We start from the raw sequence: 21,519 nt of genomic DNA, 5'->3' as shown, positions 1-21,519 counted from the left end.
AGAACGAGTGGATTATATTTTGAGAACGAGCGGCCTGACGAAAGCATTTGAGGGCAAAGAAGTCGTAAGCAATGTAAGCATGAGCGTGCGGAAGGGCGAAATATACGGCTTCCTTGGCCCAAATGGCGCAGGGAAAACGACCGTTATGAAAATGCTAACGAATTTGATTAAGCCGACTGCGGGGCAGATCGAATTGTTTAATGAGCCGCTTAGGCCTAACACGTATGATGTATTTAAAAGAATGGGAAGCATCATTGAAATGCCGGTTTTTTATGACAAGCTGACTGCCAAACAAAACCTGCAGCTGCATAACGAGTACATGGGCTGCCATGATGACAAGGTTATCGGAGAGGTGCTCGGCATGGTTGCCCTGCGTAACGTGGATGATAAAGCGGTCAAAAACTTCTCGCTCGGGATGAAGCAAAGACTGGCGATCGCTAGAGCGATTATGAACAGGCCTGAATTGCTCATATTGGATGAGCCGATTAATGGGCTTGATCCTGCCGGCATTAAAGAAATTCGTAACCTGCTTCAAATGCTAAGTACAGATTATGGAGTTACTATTCTCATATCGAGCCATTTGCTCAGTGAAATAGAACAAATGGCCAATACGATTGGCGTGATCAGCGGAGGCAGGCTCATTAAACAGGTGTCGATGGCAGATGTAAGGGGGCAGAATTCAGAATATATCGAGCTCATAACGCCGGATCGGACAAAGGCGTGCGCTGTGCTAGCCAATGAGCTGAGGCTCACTAATTTTAAAATTATAAATGACAATATGATTCGCATCTTTGAATCGGGAGCGATGCAGACGACGATTTCAAAGTCGCTTGCACTAAACGATGTGAATATCGAGTCGCTGAACAAGAAGTACACTTCTTTGGAGCAGTATTTCCTCGATTTGATTCAAGGGGACGAGGTGAAGCATCCGTGATTAAACTTATGAAGCTGGAAATAGCGAAAATGGGATTAGGCTGGTATATGAAGGCAGCGATCATAGCGAATGTCGTAATTGTTACGCTAATGTTCATGATCGGCTACTTTGAGGGTGTAGAAGTTAAAAACGAGATTGCAAATATTGGAGAGCTGTATATTATAGCTGGCGCTATGGTTAGATCGACGTTTATCGTCATGGCTGCCGTTCTAATTAGCAAGTTAATTATTGATGAGTATAAGAAAAAGACAATTCTAGTTATGTTTATGTACCCGGTTAGTCGCAAAAAGCTGTTTGCTTCCAAGCTGGCAATTGTAGCTATCCTTACTTTTGTTGCAATCGTCATCTCGCATATTTTCACATTGTCTATGCTTATTGGCATAAATCACTTTTTTCATATTATAGAGGAAGCGCCTGTACCGATGAATTATGCTGCGCAGCTAGCAAGCATCGTAAGCTTTGCCTTTGCATCAGCAGGAGCAAGTTTAGTGCCGCTTTATTTCGGCATGCGCAAGCATTCGGTCCCAGCAACTATTCTCTCTTCACTCCTAATCGTCATGCTGACGAGTTCGAGCAATCCTGTCTTCTCACTGGCAACCATCATTTACATTCCGCTTGCTTTAGCAGTATTTGGCGTAGCGATCGCCTGGTCAACGGTTCGGCATATCGAGAATAGGGATGTTTTGTAACACCAAAATCTATTAATTATCATAGAATATATGAGGGTGAATAAACTAGAATCGAGATTGGTGGTGGATGACGGCAATACGATTTTGGCAAAAACAGAAATCAACAATGGCTACGGGTAAGCAAAAGGGGACCACATCAATGTGATCCCCTTTTGCTTGTAAAGCTTAATACTTACGCGTCTTCCCATTTCTGTTTGAAGAACAGCTGATATACCTTGGTAACAACGATTTTCAGCATCATATATACCGGTATAATAATGATTACGCCTATGATTCCAAAAGCGTCACTGCCCACCAGCACCAATAGAATAGTTGTAATAGGGTGAATATCGAGCTGTTTTCCGAAAATATAAGGTGAAATAATATTATCCTGTATTTGTTGTGAGAGCAGAATGACCACTAATGACCAAATCACAACAGATGGCGATTCAATTAAACCAATAATGACGATCGGTACAGCAGACAGTATGGCACCTATAAAAGGAATAAAGTTCATAATAACAGCAACGACAGTCAGTAAAAGAGCATAGGGCAAACCGATGATAAGGAAGCCGATATACATCAGAACACCGAGCGCCAGATTTACAACGACTCTTCCCACAATGAATCCGCTTAGAGCCGTATCAATCTCCTGCATCGTTTTTTCACCTTCAGCGTGGTATCTCTTAGGCATGAAGCTGACGATTTTCTGGCCGAATTTATCCCCTTCCTTCAACATGTAAAAAAGAAGAATAGGGAAGGTGAACAAAATGAGTGCGAAATTAGAAATAAAAGAAAACATCCCCGTTAAATAGTTAGTCAACAATGAAAATCCTTTATTCAGGTATTCGGTTATTTTTGAAAAAGGACTTACATCTTCAGGTAAAATGTCTGCTAAAAACCCGTTCTGTTCCAGATCTTGCAGCTGCTTGCCCAACGTATTGAAAAGATTAGGCGCGTTATTTACTAAATTGAAAAACTGAGTGCGAAGCGAAGGAAATACGCCAACGATAAATAAACTAAACAGCACAGCTGCTGCTAAATAAATGATGAGAATAACCCAAGGTCTCTTTAATTTAGGCCGCTCCATCCAGTTTACAAGCGGGCGTAATAGATAATAGAAAAAAGAGGCGAGCATCAACGGAATCATCACAATGCTGAACAAAGAAACGAAGGGCTTGAAAATAAAATCGACAAGTGAAGCTAAATAAATAATGGCAAGAACTAAAATAACAGCGAAACAAATTTTAATAAATCGGTTTAAAGAAATCAGGGCGCTCACTCCATCTGCTATGAATTGTTTTTAGTATCGAATATTATTATCGCCATTAATAAATTCGTTTAGACTAAGGGAAATCTTTTCTGTTTCTGTTTCATTTTAAAAGATTATGTACATATTATTGCATAAAAACAGAGAGGAATCTAACTCGTAAACTAATATTGAAAAATAGTTAATAAGAGTTTCGTTTGCTGAAAATTTCTTAAATATTTTTAAAGTAATGATTGAAGTAATGAGTAAAACGGAGATTATATTTACAAAAAGAAAATACATATTTTATAAAATGTAATTATATAACAGTATAAACCTAACAAATAACTACCACAAAAATGTAATACATCACATTAAAGCTTGACAGCGTTTACTATAGACATTAGTATATGATCCATTAGAGTAATGAAATCCAAAAACAAGAATATATATATTGAATATGCTATAAATTATAGTTGCAGTTAAATTGTTTTATGCTTATATTAGATATGATAAATCTATGGTTTGAAAATTCGGAAAATTATGAATATTGTAAGTTTAGAATCACTACGTTAGGAGGATTCTATTGAAAAAAGAGCTGCTGAAAATTGAGAATTTGACGACTTCTTTTCGAATTGCGGATCGTTATTACGCAGCAGTGGATGATGTGACGCTAACGGTAAAAGAAAATGAGGTTCTTGCCATAGTGGGGGAGTCGGGCTCCGGCAAGAGTGCGCTGGCCTACTCCATCATGGGCCTCCATACGAGAGCAAAGATAGAAGGAAATATTTATTACCAAGGACAGGATATTGTCCAAATGTCGCCCTCCACGCTAAATAAGCTGAGAGGGAAAGAGATAGGCATGATCTTCCAAGACCCATTATCCGCATTAAATCCCCTTATGATTATCGGTTCTCAGATTGAAGAAGTTATTCTCCTGCACCAGCCCAAACTCTCTAGCAAGGAAAGAGCGAACAGGGCGATCGAGCTTTTAACTAAAGTGGGTATTCCTCGCCCAGCGCATACATACGGGCGTTACCCCCATGAATTGTCCGGCGGGATGAGGCAGCGTGTCATTATTGCCATCGCGATTGCCAATGATCCTAAGCTATTAATTGCAGATGAACCGACTACAGCGCTGGATGTAACGATACAATTGCAAATTCTTGAATTGCTGCGGCGATTGAAGGATGAAAGCAAGGCTGGCATCGTCTTAATCACGCATGACTTAGGCGTTGTGGCCGAGATGGCTGACCGAGTCGCTGTTATGTATGCCGGACAAATTGTTGAAATTGCCGATATCTACACAATCATTGCTAAAGCGCAGCATCCCTACACTAGATCATTATTGCAATCGATACCAACTGTCAATGAAGCAAAGTCTAAGCTCCATGTTATTCAGGGAATTGTGCCTTCTCTTCAGAACCTCCCGAGGCAGGGCTGTCGTTTTCGATTAAGGACGCCTTGGATTGCTGAGGCTGCACATGAAGCGAACCCGGAAATGCATGAGATTTCTCCGGGCCATTTCGTCAGATGCAGCTGCTACAAGCATTTTCACTTCCCTGACGAGAAGGAGGATCATCAACATGTCATTTCTTGAGATCAGCGATCTAAAGGTACATTTTTCGAATCGCGGGAGTCTTTTCAGTAAAAAGGGTCCACCGATCAAAGCGGTAGACGGTATACAATTCTCCTTGGAGCAGGGACAGACCTATGGACTAGTAGGCGAGTCTGGCTCTGGCAAGACCACGACAGGCAGGGCCATCATAGGCTTAAATGCAATTACATCAGGTAGTGTTCTCTTCCAAGGCCAGCAGCTTGCTGCTGGCGGACTTCGAAGCCATGCAGGCTTCCGCAGAGATATTCAAATGATCTTCCAAGATCCCTATTCCTCCTTGAATCCTAAGAAACGCGTGCTTGATATTATCGCTGAGCCGCTGCGAAATTTTGAAAAGCAGTCTGCTGGCGAAGAGAAGCGCAGTGTACAACAATTACTGGAGCAAGTGGGCTTGAGCCCGGAATCGATTTATAAATATCCTCATGAATTTTCAGGAGGCCAGCGGCAGCGAATCGGAATTGCGAGAGCCATCGCTTTAAAACCAAAGCTGATTATAGCCGATGAACCTGTGTCTGCGCTGGACGTATCCGTTCAAGCGCAGGTACTAAACTTCATGCAGGATATTCAGAAGGAGTTAAACCTTACTTATCTGATCATTAGTCATGATCTCGGCATTATAAGGCATATGTGCGATCATATTGGCATTATGTACAAAGGCCGTTACGTTGAACGAGGAACGACAGCTGATATATTCAATCAACCTCAGCATATTTATACGAAGCGTCTTATCTCGGCTATTCCTGACATTGATCCAACGAAACGAGAGGAAAAACACTCGTTTCGGAAGGCGGTTAAGGTGGAATATGAACAAGCCTATGAGAATTATTTTGACGAGGATGGTTTGGCTTATCCGTTAAAACCCGTTTCAGAAACACATTTCGTGGCTTTGCCTGGGAGAGGGTGAGGACGATGTGGCGCACAGTCTTACGAAGAATAGTCATTATGATTCCTCAAATTATATTATTAAGCGTTCTCGTTTTTATAATGGCCAAGGCTATGCCGGGGGACGCGCTGACGGGTCTGCTTGATCCGAGCATAGATCCGGCTGCGCTTGATGCCCAGCGTGAGAAGCTGGGGCTCAACAACCCATGGTATGTGCAATATTGGGACTGGATTACAAAGGCTGTTCAAGGTGACTTTGGGCAATCGTTTCGCTTCAAAATGCCGGTGTCTGAATTAATTGGCGAGCGTATGATGAACACCATTTGGTTATCCATTGTAACATTAATACTTACTTACTTGATTGCGATACCGCTTGGGATTACAAGCGGACGATATAACGACACATGGGCGGATCGGTTTATAACCGGGTATACCTATATTGGATTTGCAGCCCCGCTTTTTATTTTCGCTTTATTGATGTTGTGGGTGTTTGGCTTTCATTTTGGTTGGTTTCCGACGGGAGGAAGCGTTGCACCGGGTCTGGTGCCTGGTACTTTCCAACATTTTATGAGCAAACTTTATCATTTGCTGCTTCCAGCCATATCGATGGCGCTTATCGCCACAGTATCAACTGTACAATATCTTCGAAGCGAGATTATCGATACGAAGCAAAGAGACTTTATTATAACGGCAAGAGCAAAGGGGGCATCTGAATCCCGCGTTTATAATCGCCATATTTTACGGAATTCGTTACTGCCGATCGCTGCTTTTTTTGGTTATGAAATTACGGGTCTCATCGGAGGTTCGGTGTTCATAGAGAGCATCTTCAGTTATCCGGGTATGGGTTACCTTTTCTTAAACTCTATCGCGCTGAGGGATTTCAGTGTCGTTACTGCGCTTGTTTTATTGTACGGAGTAGCCTCTATTATCGGAGCATTAATCTCTGACATCGTATTAAGTATCGTTGATCCGCGTATTCGAATTAAATAAGAACTCGAAACGTTGAGGTGAAAGAAATGAGAAAGACGAGCATTCCTATAAACGCGCTGCAAGAGTCGGACAAAAGTCCGTCAGGGTGGAAAATCGTTTGGCGAGAAATTATTCGAGACAAAATAGCCTTTATATCATTGCTGTTCATAAGCTTAATTATTTTATCTGTATACGGAATATCTGCTGTTCTGAATCAGGAGCAGATTGTAACGGTGGATTTGTTTTCATTGAAGAAGCCGCCGTCATCCGAGCATTGGTTAGGTACGGATTATGGAGGCCGCGATGTGTTTGGGCAGTTAATTGTCGGAACTCGGAATTCATTAACGATCGCTTTCATTGTTACTGTATTAACAGGTATTATTGGTATTTTTATAGGACTCATTTCCGGTTATTACGGAGGAAAAGTAGACAACATCTTTATGCGTTTTGTGGATTTTTTTATGATATTGCCGACTTTAATGATCGTTATTGCGTTTGTGACAGCTGTGCCCAAATATAATATCTGGTCTTTTTCGTTTATTATGACCGCTTTTTTATGGATGGGGATTGCCAGATTGATTCGCTCGAAAGCGCTGCAGGAGAAGGAGCTTGATTATGTTCAGGCATCCAAAACGTTAGGCTCGTCTAACTTTAAAATTATGATGGCACAGGTTTTGCCGAATTTAAGCTCCATTATTATTGTAACGATGACTTTGAATTTGGCGGCGAATATCGGTTTAGAATCTGGGCTCTCATTCCTCGGCTTTGGCTTTCCAGAGAGCATGCCGAGCTTAGGTACTTTAGTCAGTTACGCTAGAGACCCGCAAACGCTAGAGATGAGATGGTGGATATGGTTACCTGCATCGATACTGATTCTGGTACTGATGTTGAGTATAAACAATGTCGGTCAAGCGCTAAAGCGTGCGACGGATGCAAGACAAAGAAAAGGATGATAAGGGAGGAAAATGATGGTGAAGAAGAAAACAATGTTATCAAGGTCTTTGTTTCTACCGCTTATGCTCGCATTACTAGTCTTTCTTGCAGCTTGTTCATCTAACAATGGAAAAGTAGACACTCCGAGTCCGACTGATGGCGCGAAGCCGACAGAGAGTACCGCTCCTGCGGAAACCGAGAAGCCTGCTCCTGACGATGGTCTTTATTCTATTTCGGATTTCAGCAATGTGAAGAAAAATGAGGGTGAAGCCATTAAGGGGGGCTCCATTACATTTGGCCTTGTATCAGATACGCCATTTGAAGGGACGCTGAACTGGAACTTTTATTCCGGCGATCCGGATTCACAAGTGCTAAACTGGTTTGATGAAGGGCTGCTTACATGGGATAAAAGTTATGTTTATACAAATGATGGAGCAGCAACGTATGAAGTGTCTGAGGATGGCAAAACATTTACGCTTACGATCCGCGATAATGTAAACTGGCATGACGGCAAGCCTGTAACTGCAGAGGATTGGTTGTTCGCTCATGAAGTCATCGGGAATCCCAAATATGATGGACCGCGGTATGATTCAAATTTCACTAATATCGTAGGGATGACGGAGTTCCATGAAGGTAAAGCAAAAACGATATCTGGTATTGAAGTATTAAGTGAGAAGAAGCTGAAAATTACCTATATTCAATCTTCACCTTCCCTTTTGACTGGTGGTGTGTGGAACTATCCGCTAGCAAAACATATATTCGGCAATATGGACGTTGCTAAGATTTCTGCTTCTCCAGAGGTTCGTGTGAAACCAATCGGCTTCGGGCCGTTTAAAGTGAAAAGCATCGTTCCAGGAGAATCTGTTGTTTTTGAAAAAAATACAGATTACTGGCGCGGAGAGCCAGCCTTGGATGAGGTTGTTCTGAAAGTAATTAGTCCTACGACTGTCGTTCAACAATTAAAAACCGGCGGAGTTGATCTTGTTGATGCATTCCCGACAGATCAATATCCAGATAATGCAAATATATCTAATCTTGAATTCTTAGGTGCAATTGATCGTGCATATACGTATATTGGCTTTAAATTAGGCAAGTGGGATGCCGAGGCTGGCAAGGTCGTTCCTGATGCAAAAGCCAAAATGGGCGATGTGAACTTGCGGAAAGCGATGTGGCATGCGGTTGATAACGATCAGGTCGGCAAACAATTCTATCACGGCCTGCGCTGGAATGCGACGACACTTATTCCGCCTTCCCACCCTGAATACCATGATGCTACTAATAAAGGCCTTGCCTTTGACAAAGAACTAGCTAACAAAATTTTGGACGATGCCGGTTACAAAATGAATGGCAAATTCCGTACAAATCCAGATGGCAGCGAGTTAGTTATTAACTTTATTTCCATGACAGGCGGGGATATTGCACAGCCGCTGGCCCAGTATTATGTACAGTCATGGCAAGCAATCGGCTTGAATGTAAATCTGGAAATGGTGGAGTTCAACACTTTCTATGATCGTGTCGGAAGCACAGGAAAAGATGATCCAACAGTAGATGTGTATCAAGGCGCTTGGGGCGTAGGCATTGACGTCGATCCATCAGGCTTGTATGGGCGCGATGCGATCTATAACTTCCCGCGTTATGCTAGTGACGAACAGGATAGATTGCTTAAAGAAGGGATTTCAGAAGCGGCCTTTGATGTGAAGGTACGTCAAGGCATCTACAAGGAATGGCAGGAGCTGATGGTGAAAGATATTCCTGTATTTCCAACGCTGTATCGCGCTGTTATCGTTCCAGTTAATAAACGTATACTCAATTACGCCATTGGAGATGGAACGGGCATTTATCTGCATCAGCTTGCCGTATCTCAAGATAAACCGGTTGTAGCGAAGTAAATGGCTGAGTTATAATTCTAAAAAGATTGCTACAGTGCAAGTGGCCCAACCTTTAAAGGTTGGGCCACTTGTTGTATAGGCTTATTCCGCATTTAAGATTTGATCAATGGCTATCAATTCACTTGAAGTAAATTCCAAATTATTTAATGCAGCAACGTTTTCTTCAATCTGGATAACTCTGCTTGCGCCAACAAGCGCAGATGTAACACGGTTGCCGCGCAGAACCCAGGCGATGGCCATTTGGGCCAAGGATTGCTCCCTTGATGCAGCAATTTCGTTTAATTGGCGAGTTTTATTCAAAACATCTTCCGTAATATGCTCCGGCTTTAGGAATCTGACTCCGCTTCCGGCTCTTGAATCGGCAGGGATCCCCGTCAGATATTTATTCGTTAGAAGTCCTTGCGCCAGAGGGAAAAATGCGATACTTCCGACTCCTTCATCCTCAAGCAAGTTAAGAAGTCCATTTTCAACTGTCCGATCAAGCATGGAGTAAGAAGGCTGATGAATTAAGCAAGGTGTTCCAAGCTTATTGAGTGCATCTATAGCTGCTTTAGACTCTGCTTCGTCGTAGGATGAGATACCAACATATAAGGCTTTTCCTTGACGAACGAGAAGATCAAGTGCGCCCATTGTTTCTTCAATCGGCGTGTTCGGATCTGGTCTATGATGATAATAAATATCTACATAATCAAGTCCTAAACGTTTTAAGCTTTGGTCGAGGCTCGCCACCAAATATTTTTTGGAGCCTTCATCCCCGTATGGTCCCGGCCACATATCCCAGCCTGCTTTGGTCGAGATGATCATTTCATCGCGATGAGATGCAAAGTCCAACTTTAATATTTTACCGAGGGTTTCTTCGGAGGAACCGCCTGGCCAGCCGTAGTTGTTGGCGACATCGAAGTGTGTGATCCCTAGATCGAACGCTCGGCTCACCATTTCACGGCTGTTGTTGAAAACATAGCCGTCTCCGAAATTATGCCATAGGCCAAGTGATATGGCAGGAAGTTTTAGGCCACTTTCGCCACATCTGTTGTATTTCATGTTTTCGTATCTTTGATTGCTGGGTTGATAATGCAATGGAAGTGCCTCCTGTGAAGTCAATTTTAAGGTGTGCCATTAATCCAGTAGTCCGTAAATTGCTGCGTCTCGGCTACATTGTTCATCGAGCCGTTAAACCACCAAACTCCGGATCCAGCGACGCGAGCGCCCTCCAAGATCGCATCGTTGACGGCAACGGAATGGTTCTGAGCATTCTCGTAAGATTGATGGGAATCGGTAAGATTGTAAACGCCGGGACCAAGTGGTATGAAGGCGCAGGATGCAGGCAGAGCATTGCTGATTCTTTTAATATTTTCTTTCATAGCAAGCTTATAATTAGCAGCGTTTGTTGTAGAAGGGTTAGCTGGATAAGCTGAAACGGTCAAGTCGGCTGTATCGTAGTTCATCATTACAATCATATCGAGCAATGCGCCAAACTGAGCGATTTCATTATCGGGCATATTATTGGAGAAAGGATTGCCGTCGATAGAAAGATGTTTATTCGGACCTATGGCAGCTCTTACTTTTTGAATCAGCTGTCTGTAATCGATGCTCGCCGTCCCTGCACTAACAGGCTCAAAGTCGAGATTGATACCATCAAGACCGTAGTAATTGACAAGGAAAGCACAATGCGCCGCGATATTATCGTGCATTGCGGACTTAGAAACGGCTGGTGTGTGCAGAACATTGTTTCTATCTGTATATGGAACGCCTTGGACATGCAGCCACTTGTTACCGTTGACGACGCCAATCAGCTTCATATTGGGAGCGTACTGCCTGGATTTGTTAACCCAATTTTCTAGTTCATCGTAGGCGTACCAGCTCATCGTTCCGTCGATGGGCTGACTGTCTTCATCCTCGTATTGACCTGTAGTGGAATCCCTATCGAAGAAACCAGCGTCTATCATTTGATATTTGATTTTGTAATTGTTCATTTTGCTAATAACGTTTTGAATGAAAGCATCGGTTTGAGGTGACATGACCCATTCTGGATTGGTAAAGGTGACGTTGTTTTCGCGATAGGAGTTGTCAACAGACCATGTTTGAATTTCAACGTAATGGTTGTAGGCATTGATGCTGCTACCGTTGGAATAGATTCGGAGGTAGCGTGCTTTAACAGGATTAAATACAATCGTTTTGCCTGCGGCGCTCTCCGCGTATTCGGCATCTGATCCGGCGCCTTGACTAGAACTGTTGTCCGCATCATTGTTGAACACTGTAGTAGAGCTGCTGAACGCGGAGTTCTCTGAAAGCTTAACGATGACATCCTTGTATGTTCGGCTGTCTGCGAAATAGTGCCATAACATAATCTTGTTTACATAATAGCTTCCTCCAAAATCAATTTGGATGTATTTCTTACCCGTTCCTGCTTCCGTGAAAGCATTGCTGTTATTGCTGGCTCCATCGGTTGCAAGGGAGGCATTCACAAGGCTGGCGTTGGAGGTAGGGGTTTTACCCGCAGCTATGTTCTGTGCGGCTGCTGCGTGCACGCGCTGTTCAGAAGCAAAAACGGTAGTGGCAAGTACGATAGCTAGCGTCAAAATGAGGCTTGTGCGAAACGATTTCATTTTCATAACGGTCATCCTTTCGTCGTGTTTTGCAAGACAATTAATTAATAAGCACACTGTACTAATTAATAAAATAATTCATTTTTCTTTTACTTGTCAATACTTAATTGATCAGTTTGTCTAGTCTATACAATGTAACAGGTTGAAATTTTGAGAGTTTGTGGATATTATTAAAGAGTCCTTATTAATTATAGAGACCTTGTCAGGCATAATGGATGGGATGAACAATCTTTATCTTGAAAGGAAAATGCAGAGTATGAAAGCTCAAAAAGGTAATTTACAATTGATGAAAAAAATTAATTGCTCCCTTATTCTTCATATGTTGCTTAGGGAAGGTAGTTTATCCCGAGCTGAAATAGCTCAGAAATCGAAACTGAGCGCAACAACGGTATCTTCATTGGTTGATGAACTGATCAAGCAAGGCCTTATCGACGAGGTTGGGGAGAAGTCGTCGCCTGGTGCGGGTCGAAGAGCGATTGCGTTAGAGATTAGTCGAGACAAAGGCTATATCATTGGCATTGCACTCGGCAACAATTACTTCCACGGAGCGCTGTTGAATTTCAGAAATGAGATCGTTTTTGAATTTACGGAGCCAGTCGTCAAAGGAAATAGTGACGTACTAGCATTCATGGTCACTGCGATAAACCGATTGCTCGAATCCGCAATGGTCAAAGACCCCCTGCAGGTAAAAGGGATTGCAATTTCTACCCCCGGCGTGATCGACGATCAGAGGGAGGTCATCGTCAAGTCCACCTTTCTTAGAATCGATAACTTGGAAATAAAGAGAATGCTTCGCAGGGAGTTTGAATACCCGGTCATCGTGGTCAATGATTTGAAGGCAGCGGCTTATGCTGAGTATTTTGAAGGGAAAATAAGAACAGATAATTTGTTATTCTTGTCTATTGATTCGGGCATTGGGATGGGACTAGTCATAGATGGTAAAGTCTATTCCGGATACAATGGATTAGCAGGTGAGATCGGGCATATGCTCATTGACCCTGAGGGACAGCGATGTGAGGATTGCGGTCAAAACGGATGCATAGCGATGGTGCTTACGGAACCTGCTGTTTTGGCAAGAGCGGAAGCACTGGCAATTCTGAGAAATATAGATAACGTTCCACAGACGTTTGATGAATTGCTAAGAAGGTATGAAGCAGGGGAAGCGCTTGCTGAAGAGGTGGTCTCTAAAGTTTGCTCCTTGCTCGTAAATACGTTATCCGTATTTATAAACTTTATCAGTCCCGAGCTTATTGTGCTGCATGGGTGGATGTGTCATTCCGAGAAGTTTATGAATGAACTAAAGAAGGGACTTGCATCGTTTCCTTTTCCGCTGCCTTTCGAACAGAATAGAGTGGTACCCGCGACTTTTGAAGAGAGAAACTTCATCATTGGGGCATCAATACTTATGCTGCACAAAGTATTTGAAGATTATTTTTGATTTAAATGGGCTGTTTCTAGGGGTATTAATGACCTTGAAAACAGCCTTAATTTTTTGTTTGACAACATGTAAAGTTGATTGTATATTTAATTTGTAAAGTGTACGAATTAAATATTTGATAGTTCAATATTTATTGTTTTGGAAGGGGAATGCTAGTGAAGGCACTGTCCTTGGAAGAAAAAGTGGGGCTTATGTGCGTTGTGGGTATGCCCTCGAACGAAGTGACCGAGGAAGTTAAGAAGACATTAACCAGCAGACACTATGGTGGACTTGGACTGTTCCCACATAATTTCGAGAATGAAATACAATTGAAGAACATAATGTCCGACTTGAATTATTGGGCTAAGAGCAACCTACTGTTACCGGAACCATTCATGATTGCCATCGATGAAGAAGGCGGGTCACTCGCGAACTTCACAGAATTTTACACGGACGTTCCCGGCAATCGAGCGATCGGTCTGGCGAATGATCCACAGCTCGCTTATGCAAGCGGAAGATTAATTGGCAGCCAGCTTCACGAGCTAGGTTTCATGCTGAACTGGGCACCGGTTCTGGATGTTAACTCAAATCCGCTGAACCCCGTCATTGGTATCCGCTCATTCGGTGAGGATCCCGAACTAGTAGCTACATATGGAGCAGCCTATATTAGAGGGCTGAAGGAGAGTGGTATAGTCTCCACTGCGAAGCATTTTCCAGGACATGGAGATGTTGATGCAGATTCACATGTCGAGCTTCCTATTTGTAATTTGACTCTGGAGCAATTGCACGAGCGCACGCTTAAGCCTTTCAAAGCGGCGATTGAAGCAGGAGTAGGGGCAATCATGACCGCTCACATCGTATTTCCGAATATTTTGCAATCAAACAATTTACCCGCGTCCTTATCCCCATTTTTTGTTACTCATCTCTTAAGAGAGAATTTGCAATTTGAAGGCGTTATCTGTACGGATGATATTGAAATGCAAGCGATCAAGAATTATTACGAGCCTGAAGAAATAGGCGTGCTTGCTGTATTGGCAGGCAATGATCAAATCATCATGTGCCATACACGGCACTTCCAAGAGAAAGTATGCTTAGGGATTGTCAATGCGGTAAAGTCGGGGGTCATTACGGAGGAGAGGATTGATCAATCCGTCGAACGCATCCGAAAATTACAAAATACGATGCTGCAATATCATGAAGATGCGAAGGTTATTCCACAGTCGGCATGGGAGTCTTATGCAGCTCAAATCGCTGAGGCTGCAATTGTCGTCCATCGAGATCCTTTGCAGTTGCTTCCCTTGCATGATTGCAATTACATCATGATTGTGCCTGAGACGAAGCAGCTTACGCAGGCGGATACGACTTTCAATAAAGCGTTTATGCTGCATCATTATTTGAAGGATAAAGGAATAAAGGTGGAAATGGTTTATACCTCCATGAACCCCGATGAAGCAGAGCTATTGGAGGTAGAGAGGAGGATCAAGCAGGCTGATGCGATTCTCCAAGTAACGAGAAACGCTCATATGTTTAGAAATCAATTGTCGCTTGCGCGATTATGCGCTGCTTCAAAGCCGCATGTGTGTATCGTGTTGCGCAATCCATATGATGCTGATGAGTTGCCGGAAGAGAGCTCTGTTGTCCTCGTTTGTACTTCGGGTAATGAAAGTATGAAGGCATTGGCAAGGAAGGTTTCTGGTCTACCGGTAAGGTAATGGGCAGGAAAAAGTCCATATTCTGCAGAAATTTAATATAAAGTCCTGAGTACCATATAATTAATAAGGACACAGTACAAAATAAAATAATATTAATATTACCATGTGAAATACAAACACGCGTAATGAATTGGAAAACGTCTATTTCCGGTAAGGAGGAGTGCATTTGATCAGGAGAGTGCTCAAGCAATGGGACATTCAGATGATGGTTGTCCCGGCCATATTATTTATATTGATCTTCAGCTACATACCCATGTATGGTACGCTGATGGCGTTTCAAGACTTTAATATTTTCAAAGGTTTTTGGCAGAGCCCTTGGGTTGGATTTAAACATTTTGAAATGTTTTTTCATTCACCGGATTTTTGGAACGTCATGCGGAATACCGTCGTAATCAGCCTGTTGAAGTTTGCTTTGGGTTTTCCTGCACCAATCTTTCTTGCTCTGATGCTGAACGAGGTTCGAAAAATAGCGTTCAAGCGAATCGTGCAAACGATTAGTTATTTACCACATTTCATGTCATGGGTCATTGTTGCTGGATTCACAATGTCGATGCTCTCAACAGATAACGGAAGCGTTAACATGCTGCTTCAATCACTCCATTTAATCGATGAACCAATTAATTGGCTCTCAACATCGAGCTACTTCTGGGGGATTCTGATCAGCACGAACATCTGGAAAGAAATCGGATTTGCGTCGATTATATATTTGGCAGCGATTGCAGGAGTGAATCCCGATATGTATGAGGCGGCATCTATGGATGGTGCTAGCAGACTGAAGCAAATGTTTCTAATTACCATTCCGTCCATTATGCCCGTTATTATCATATTCATGATTCTGGCAGTCGGCAATCTTCTGACCGCCGGCTTCGAAGATATATTGCTGCTTGCAGCCAATCCAGCTCTACGGGATGTCTCAGATGTCCTTGATACCTATGTGTACCGGGTAGGGATCAAAAGCTCGAGATTTTCATACGCAACAGCGGTTGGCTTGTTTAAAGCAATAATTAGCATTGGCTTGCTGACCATGGCTAATCTTATTGCCCGCAGGTCAGGTAACAGCTTGTGGTAGAACAAAAAAGCGGGGGTTGTCGATGAACTACAGTGTGAGTGACCGGATTTTGTCGGTGACGATTTATATCATTCTCGTATTGCTTGCGTTTGTTACCTTTTATCCTTTTTGGAATGCAATGGTTATCTCGTTAAACAGCGGATCTGACACAGCATTAGGTGGAGTAACCTTCTGGCCACGCGCGTTTACGATGGAAAACTACAATATCGTTTTTCAAGATGATCGAATTACGCATGCTTTTTTTATCTCTATACTGAGAACGACCATAGGTACATTCACCTCTATTCTGTGTACGGCGGTTTTTGCATTCGGCATGACGAAGCGCGAACTAGCCGGACGCAAGATTTACATGGTTGTCGGCCTTATTACGATGTATTTTAGCGGAGGATTGATTCCTTCATACATGCTGATGAGAGAGCTTGGGTTAACGAATTCATTTTTGGTCATGATCATTCCTGGCCTTATCAGTGTGTGGAATATGATTATCTTCCGAACTTTCTTTATGAGCCTGCCGCCGGGTCTTGATGAGTCTGCGAAGATTGACGGTTGCGGCAACTGGGGAACCTTCCTTAGAATCGTTCTTCCGTTATCAGGGCCAGTCATTGCAACCCTTTCCCTTTTTACCGCGATTTATCATTGGAACGATTGGTTTACACCTAGTATTTATATCACAAATGAAAAATTGCTGCCTATTCAAACCATGCTCAAGCAAATTCTAAATGCTAATATTATGTCCGAACAAATGGCGCAGCTCGACTCCGCAGCACAAAGCGCCGCAGAGCGCATGAAAAGCGTTACGTCCAAATCTCTTTCAATGGCCACGATGATGGTCGCTACACTCCCGATCGTCATGGTTTACCCTTTTGTACAAAAGTATTTCGTCAAAGGTGTCTTGATCGGCTCCATGAAGGAATAGCCGAGGGCTTAATGTGTGGTGTTTGAAGCCATATGGCTTATGCACATAGAAGATTAGGTTTACATGAGAGAGGGGATTAAAGAGATGAAGAAGCTGTTAATGAGCTCCATTATGGCATTGCTTGTTTCTGCTGTGGTATTGAGCGGCTGTTCAAAAGGAAATGGAACAAATTCGAGCGAAGAGAGCACGAACACTCCAAGCACGAAGACAAGTGAAACCGCCGCTCCAGAAAGTGCATTTGAGCTTGGAACCACGCCTGTGCAATTTACTTTCTATGGCAACTATGACTGGTACACGATGCCGCCATGGGGAAATGATCTAGCGACTGCCTGGATTAAAGAAAACAAGAAAGTTAATATTACCCCAGTGCAATCCGGCGGCGATGCAGCAACCAAATACAACATGATGATTGCCTCTAATGAGCTGCCTGACGTGATGTGGATGGAGCGGGGGCCGGATGTTGAGAAGCTTCGTGAGGCTGGTATGCTTGTATCCTTCGATGAGTATTTAGATAAGTATCCTAACTTAAAAAAATGGCTTGGAGAAGATGGCATTAATATGCTTCGTTCCGAGGACGGCAAGTTATATCAATTCCCGAACTGGTATACGGGTCAGCCAAACGGAAATGCCGGATATGTCATCAACAAAAAAATCTACACGGAGCTTGGTTCTCCTGCTTTAGAAACGACTGACGATCTTTATAACTATCTTAAATTAGTAAAAGAGAAATATAAGAACGTTGTTCCGTTTGAAGTCGGTTTAGCCGCGCAAGGGGATGGGCTTGATGTGCTGTTCTCCGCTTTCGGCGAAGATTATTCGGTCAGATATCTCGGTATGCGGGCGGTGCCGAAAGACGACACATTGACATCTCTTTTCACAGATCCGGTTTTTCGTGAATCCATGCAATATTCCAATAAGTTATTCCGCGAAAAATTAATGACGCAAGATGCGATGAATCAAACAGCTGATCAAGTGAAGGAGAAGGTACTAAACGGCCGAGTTGCTGTGTTTGCTGGAGCTAGCCCTACTAAATATGCTGATCCAGGGAATGCCATTTTGAAAAAAGATGATCCTGAAGCTGGGTATTTCATGATCTGGCCGATCCATAAAGCAGGCTTAGACAAAAATAAAATTTGGCCAGGTACGTATAATCAGCTTGGTTGGAATGTGAGCGTTATTACGAAAGCGGCTAAAGACCCAGAAGCCATCTTTGCTTTCTTGGATTGGCTCACTGGTCCTGAAGGGCAAAGTGTAAGCATGTGGGGTCCTCCTGGTCTGTATTGGGATGGATTTGATACGGAAGGTTCACCAAACTTCACCGAAAAATATTCGTCCGACAACGAAGGCAGAGACAAATTAATGGCTGCGATTACAGATTTCCAATGGGCAGGTAATACTGTGTTCGTGGATAAGTCTAAAGCGAAATTTGAAATGTCGCTGCCGGAAGATAAGCGCAGTTGGGCTACGGAGCAGCAAACTACAATTACATGGAAAACACAGTCGGATGCTACGCAGTTTGTTAATTTAGATCCGCTGCCGGAATCAGAAGAAGGAATTATCTGGAAGCAACTAGATGACCTATTTAAAGAGGTACGTGCGAAAGCATTGCTGGCTAAGAGTGAGGCAGATGTTATATCTATCTTGGACAAAGCAGAAGCAGATGCGCAGTCTATGGGTTACAGCAAGCTCCAATCCTTCATGACTGACAAATGGCAAAATAACTTGAAGAAAATGAACGGCAATTAGTATCCATGAATTGAAGCAGCAGGGCTGTTCCGATAGGTCTGTTCTGGCCTATTGGAATAGCCCTTTCATTAAAATAGGTAATGAAGTCAATCATTTATCAGATTAACATGAAAGCGATCTCATAACAGACGTTAACAAATGGAGGTTATAGTGATGCTATTGAAAAAAACAACTTCTTTAACGCTCTCATTGATTATTCTAGTGTCAACGGTCTTCTCTTACGGAACAGTATTCGGCGCAAAAGCCTCTGATGTTTTAGGCCATTGGGCGGAGGAGCAGCTAGCGGATTGGATAGCCAAAGGTTATATTACCGCCTATTCGGATGGCAGCTATAAGCCGGACAAAGCGGTGACACGGGCTGAGTTTGTGACGATGATCAACCGTTCTTTCGGTTTTGCAGAGGAGGCTTCCATTGATTTCAAGGATGTTGCCAGCTCCAGCTGGAAATATGCAGAGATCGGGAAAGCGTTGAAAGAAGGTTACATAAGCGGATATTCGGATCATACATTTCGCCCAGATCAAAAGATCAGCCGTCAAGAAGCAGCACAAATCTTAAGCAACCTGCTCAAGCTTGAAACAAAGACTGCCCCGCTTGAGAGTTTAAATCGTTATAAGGATATGCAGAAAATCGCAGCGTGGAGCAAACCGGCAATCGCAGCCGTCGCAGAAAAAGGATTGATGAGAGGGTATGAAGATGGAACCTATCGCCCTGAGGGAGAGATTACTAGAGCGGAAGCGGTTGTATCTCTAAGCCGAGCTTTACGTGCGAAAGAGTCCGTTCCAACGTATACACCTACACCGACACCAACAACAGCACCAACAACAGCCCCAACAACAGCCCCAACAACAGCCCCAACAACAGCCCCAACAACAGCACCAACAACAGCCCCAACCATGTCACCATCACCAACGCCCTTTAACGCAGCAGCAGGGAAGAGCCTGACCTCAAATGCGCTACTAGTAGACAGTACGTTGGCAACTGACGGGAAAATAAATAACACCGATCTGTTTACCGAGGCGGAATCCGGGCTGAAATATATTCAAATAGATTTTGGTGCAAATCAGACGATCAACTCCATTTATCTATGGCATTATTTTGGAGATGGTAGAACGTATCACGATGTCATAGTCCAGCTATCCAACGATGCTGATTTTACTGCTTCCACAACTGTTTTTAATAATGACATAGACGGTTCTGCTGGTCTTAATGAAGGCACAGATGCTGAATATGCTGAATCCGAAGAAGGCAAAGCGATTGCTGTTCCTGCTGTGAACGCAAGATATTTAAGAATTTACTCTAACGGCAGTACCAAACAAAACGGAGGTACAAGCGTGTATAACCATTATGTTGAAGTTGAGGCATGGACGACTGCAACAAGACCAGTAGAGCTGCCAGAGCCTATATTGTCACCAGTTAAACCGAGAAATGTGGCTGCTGGCAAAATTTTGACCTCTAATGCTGCAGTTGTTGATTCAGTGTATGCTACTGACGGGATCACAGACGATCTTAACTTGTTGACAGATGCGGATTCTGGATTAAGCTATATCCAAATTGACTTTGGCGCTAGCTATAATATTAATGCGGTTAACCTCTGGCATTATTATGGTGATGGAAGAACCTACCATGATGTAATTGTTCAGTTATCCGATGATCCTTCATTTGGCTCGTCCACGACGGTTTATAATAACGATACAGATGGTTCCGCGGATTTGGGCATAGGCATGGACGGGGAATACGCGGAAACAAGCGAAGGGAAGGCTATCTCATTTGCTAAGGTTAATGCTAGGTATTTAAGAGTTTACTCCAATGGAAGCACCAAGCCAAATGGGGATCTTAATCCGTACAATCATTATGTTGAGGTTCAAGCATGGGCGGAGCCTCCTGAATACCGAACGAATAATGTCACATTCCTAAATCCGGAATGGGTGATGTTCCCGCGTACGGATAGCTTCATTCAGCAAACGGTAGAAAAAATGACTTCTTATCAAATCAAATATCAAATGATAGATGTAGGCTTTTTTGATCGGGTGGCGAATACAGCAACCTTCGAGGATACAGTCGAGGACGGTGCGATCGACGGAACGCTTGATCCTGCTGCCTATGCAGAACTTCAGCACTGGGTTACCGTATCAAGAGCGACTAATCCTGATATTAAATTAATCGGGGCATTAAGTGGGAACAGCTTTATGCACATTCAGAATCTGTCTTGGACCGATCGGTTTGGCAATATGCATACTCCTGCTGTAGATAAAGCGACGATGCATGATAGAATTGCAGCGCAAGCCAAATATTTGGTTGATACATTTGGCTTAGATGGCATCAACATTGATTTTGAACCGCTGAGATCAGGCTCGTCGGCCAATGATTATCGGGCTTTAATTGTTAAAGTTAGAGCAGCCATCGGTCCCGGCAAACATCTCTCAATCTGTGGGAACCCGTTCCCGCAATATATGCCGGATCATGAATTAACGCAATACGGCGCTTTGTTGGATATGATCATTATGATGGATTATGACACAGGTGCAGATGAGCCAGGAGCGCCTTGGCCTGCTAACCCTTTTACGACAGATGCCGAATCCTATCAGCTTGCTATAAAAGAGAATACGATTCGAATCAGTAATGCTTTGAGCTCTACCAACTGCCAGTTTATACCACTCGGAGTTGGTGTAGATACGATAGATATTTATCACCCGGCTTATGAGAATTCGATGAACCACTCTACTGCTGTGAATGATGCGATTGCGGCAGGAGCAAACGTAGCAGGTTCTGGCGTATGGTGGTGGGAGAAAGCGAAGGATGACGAGACGGAAAAGCAGCAATTCATCGATTATTGGATCAATGGTCAATAGCAAAGACATCCTTACATATATATATAAGATGTCTTAAATCGGTATTTGCTGTTCTATTAAA

The 21,519-nt window shown here is 43.2% G+C and carries 16 protein-coding genes; 13 read left to right on the top strand and 3 right to left on the bottom strand.

Features of this window, described 5'->3' with window-relative positions:
* Positions 1-7: 7 nt before the first annotated feature.
* Together AB4Z45_RS04505 and AB4Z45_RS04500 are read left to right on the top strand one after the other, a co-directional pair.
* Complete coding sequence (locus tag AB4Z45_RS04505; RefSeq protein ID WP_441908089.1) at positions 8-934, top strand: ATP-binding cassette domain-containing protein; 927 nt, start codon at positions 8-10, stop codon at positions 932-934.
* Positions 931-1,623, top strand: a complete 693-nt coding sequence (locus tag AB4Z45_RS04500; RefSeq protein WP_441908088.1) for an ABC transporter permease — start codon at positions 931-933, stop codon at positions 1,621-1,623. The genes AB4Z45_RS04505 and AB4Z45_RS04500 overlap by 4 nt, the downstream gene beginning before the upstream one ends.
* A 172-nt stretch (positions 1,624-1,795) precedes the next feature.
* Here the strand turns inward: AB4Z45_RS04500 and AB4Z45_RS04495 are convergent, their stop codons facing one another.
* Positions 1,796-2,875, bottom strand: a complete 1,080-nt coding sequence (locus AB4Z45_RS04495) for an AI-2E family transporter (RefSeq protein ID WP_441908241.1) — start codon at positions 2,873-2,875, stop codon at positions 1,796-1,798.
* A gap of 562 nt (positions 2,876-3,437) precedes the next feature.
* On the opposite strand from AB4Z45_RS04495, the gene AB4Z45_RS04490 reads away from it, so the two are divergent.
* From AB4Z45_RS04490 to AB4Z45_RS04470, 5 genes are read left to right on the top strand one after another with little or no spacing between them, the layout of a single operon-like run.
* On the top strand, positions 3,438-4,451 hold the full coding sequence (locus tag AB4Z45_RS04490) for an ABC transporter ATP-binding protein (protein ID WP_441908087.1): 1,014 nt from the start codon (positions 3,438-3,440) through the stop codon (positions 4,449-4,451).
* Entirely contained in the window at positions 4,438-5,373 is a 936-nt protein-coding gene (locus tag AB4Z45_RS04485) for an ABC transporter ATP-binding protein (protein WP_441908086.1), read from the top strand. The genes AB4Z45_RS04490 and AB4Z45_RS04485 overlap by 14 nt, the downstream gene beginning before the upstream one ends.
* 5 nt (positions 5,374-5,378) lie before the next feature.
* Entirely contained in the window at positions 5,379-6,341 is a 963-nt protein-coding gene (gene opp4B / locus AB4Z45_RS04480) for an oligopeptide ABC transporter permease (RefSeq protein ID WP_441908085.1), read from the top strand.
* 26 nt (positions 6,342-6,367) lie between these two features.
* Positions 6,368-7,273 (top strand): ABC transporter permease, encoded by a 906-nt coding sequence (locus AB4Z45_RS04475; RefSeq protein ID WP_441908084.1) that lies wholly within the window; start codon positions 6,368-6,370, stop codon positions 7,271-7,273.
* A 33-nt stretch (positions 7,274-7,306) separates the two neighbouring features.
* Positions 7,307-9,142, top strand: coding sequence for an oligopeptide ABC transporter substrate-binding protein (locus AB4Z45_RS04470; RefSeq protein ID WP_441908240.1), 1,836 nt, complete (start codon positions 7,307-7,309; stop codon positions 9,140-9,142).
* Positions 9,143-9,223: 81 nt separating this feature from the next.
* On the opposite strand, the gene mgrA is transcribed toward AB4Z45_RS04470, so the two are convergent.
* The gene (mgrA, locus tag AB4Z45_RS04465; RefSeq protein ID WP_441908083.1) at positions 9,224-10,219 is read right to left on the bottom strand and encodes an L-glyceraldehyde 3-phosphate reductase; all 996 of its coding nucleotides are present in this window, start codon (positions 10,217-10,219) and stop codon (positions 9,224-9,226) included.
* 26 nt (positions 10,220-10,245) lie between these two features.
* Complete coding sequence (locus AB4Z45_RS04460; protein WP_441908082.1) at positions 10,246-11,754, bottom strand: glycoside hydrolase family 18 protein; 1,509 nt, start codon at positions 11,752-11,754, stop codon at positions 10,246-10,248.
* 250 nt (positions 11,755-12,004) lie between these two features.
* Between AB4Z45_RS04460 and AB4Z45_RS04455 the strand changes: the two genes are divergently transcribed.
* From AB4Z45_RS04455 to AB4Z45_RS04430, 6 genes are all read left to right on the top strand, one after another.
* Positions 12,005-13,186 carry an ROK family transcriptional regulator gene (locus AB4Z45_RS04455; protein WP_441908081.1) on the top strand — a complete coding sequence of 394 codons (1,182 nt, stop codon included), beginning with the start codon at positions 12,005-12,007 and terminating at the stop codon, positions 13,184-13,186.
* A gap of 155 nt (positions 13,187-13,341) precedes the next feature.
* Positions 13,342-14,877 (top strand): beta-N-acetylhexosaminidase, encoded by a 1,536-nt coding sequence (gene nagZ / locus AB4Z45_RS04450; protein WP_441908080.1) that lies wholly within the window; start codon positions 13,342-13,344, stop codon positions 14,875-14,877.
* Positions 14,878-15,079: 202 nt separating this feature from the next.
* Positions 15,080-15,946 carry an ABC transporter permease gene (locus AB4Z45_RS04445; protein ID WP_441908239.1) on the top strand — a complete coding sequence of 289 codons (867 nt, stop codon included), beginning with the start codon at positions 15,080-15,082 and terminating at the stop codon, positions 15,944-15,946.
* A 22-nt stretch (positions 15,947-15,968) separates the two neighbouring features.
* On the top strand, positions 15,969-16,862 hold the full coding sequence (locus AB4Z45_RS04440) for a carbohydrate ABC transporter permease (protein WP_441908079.1): 894 nt from the start codon (positions 15,969-15,971) through the stop codon (positions 16,860-16,862).
* Positions 16,863-16,937: 75 nt separating this feature from the next.
* Positions 16,938-18,608, top strand: a complete 1,671-nt coding sequence (locus tag AB4Z45_RS04435) for an extracellular solute-binding protein (protein WP_441908238.1) — start codon at positions 16,938-16,940, stop codon at positions 18,606-18,608.
* Between the two features lie 153 nt (positions 18,609-18,761).
* Complete coding sequence (locus tag AB4Z45_RS04430) at positions 18,762-21,458, top strand: S-layer homology domain-containing protein (protein ID WP_441908078.1); 2,697 nt, start codon at positions 18,762-18,764, stop codon at positions 21,456-21,458.
* Positions 21,459-21,519: the final 61 nt, after the last annotated feature.

The organism is Paenibacillus sp. MCAF9, from assembly GCF_052114265.1.
Lineage (GTDB): Bacteria > Bacillota > Bacilli > Paenibacillales > Paenibacillaceae > Pristimantibacillus.
The sequence above is the reverse complement of the archived record's forward strand: the minus strand, read 5'-3'. Positions and strand labels throughout refer to the sequence as shown.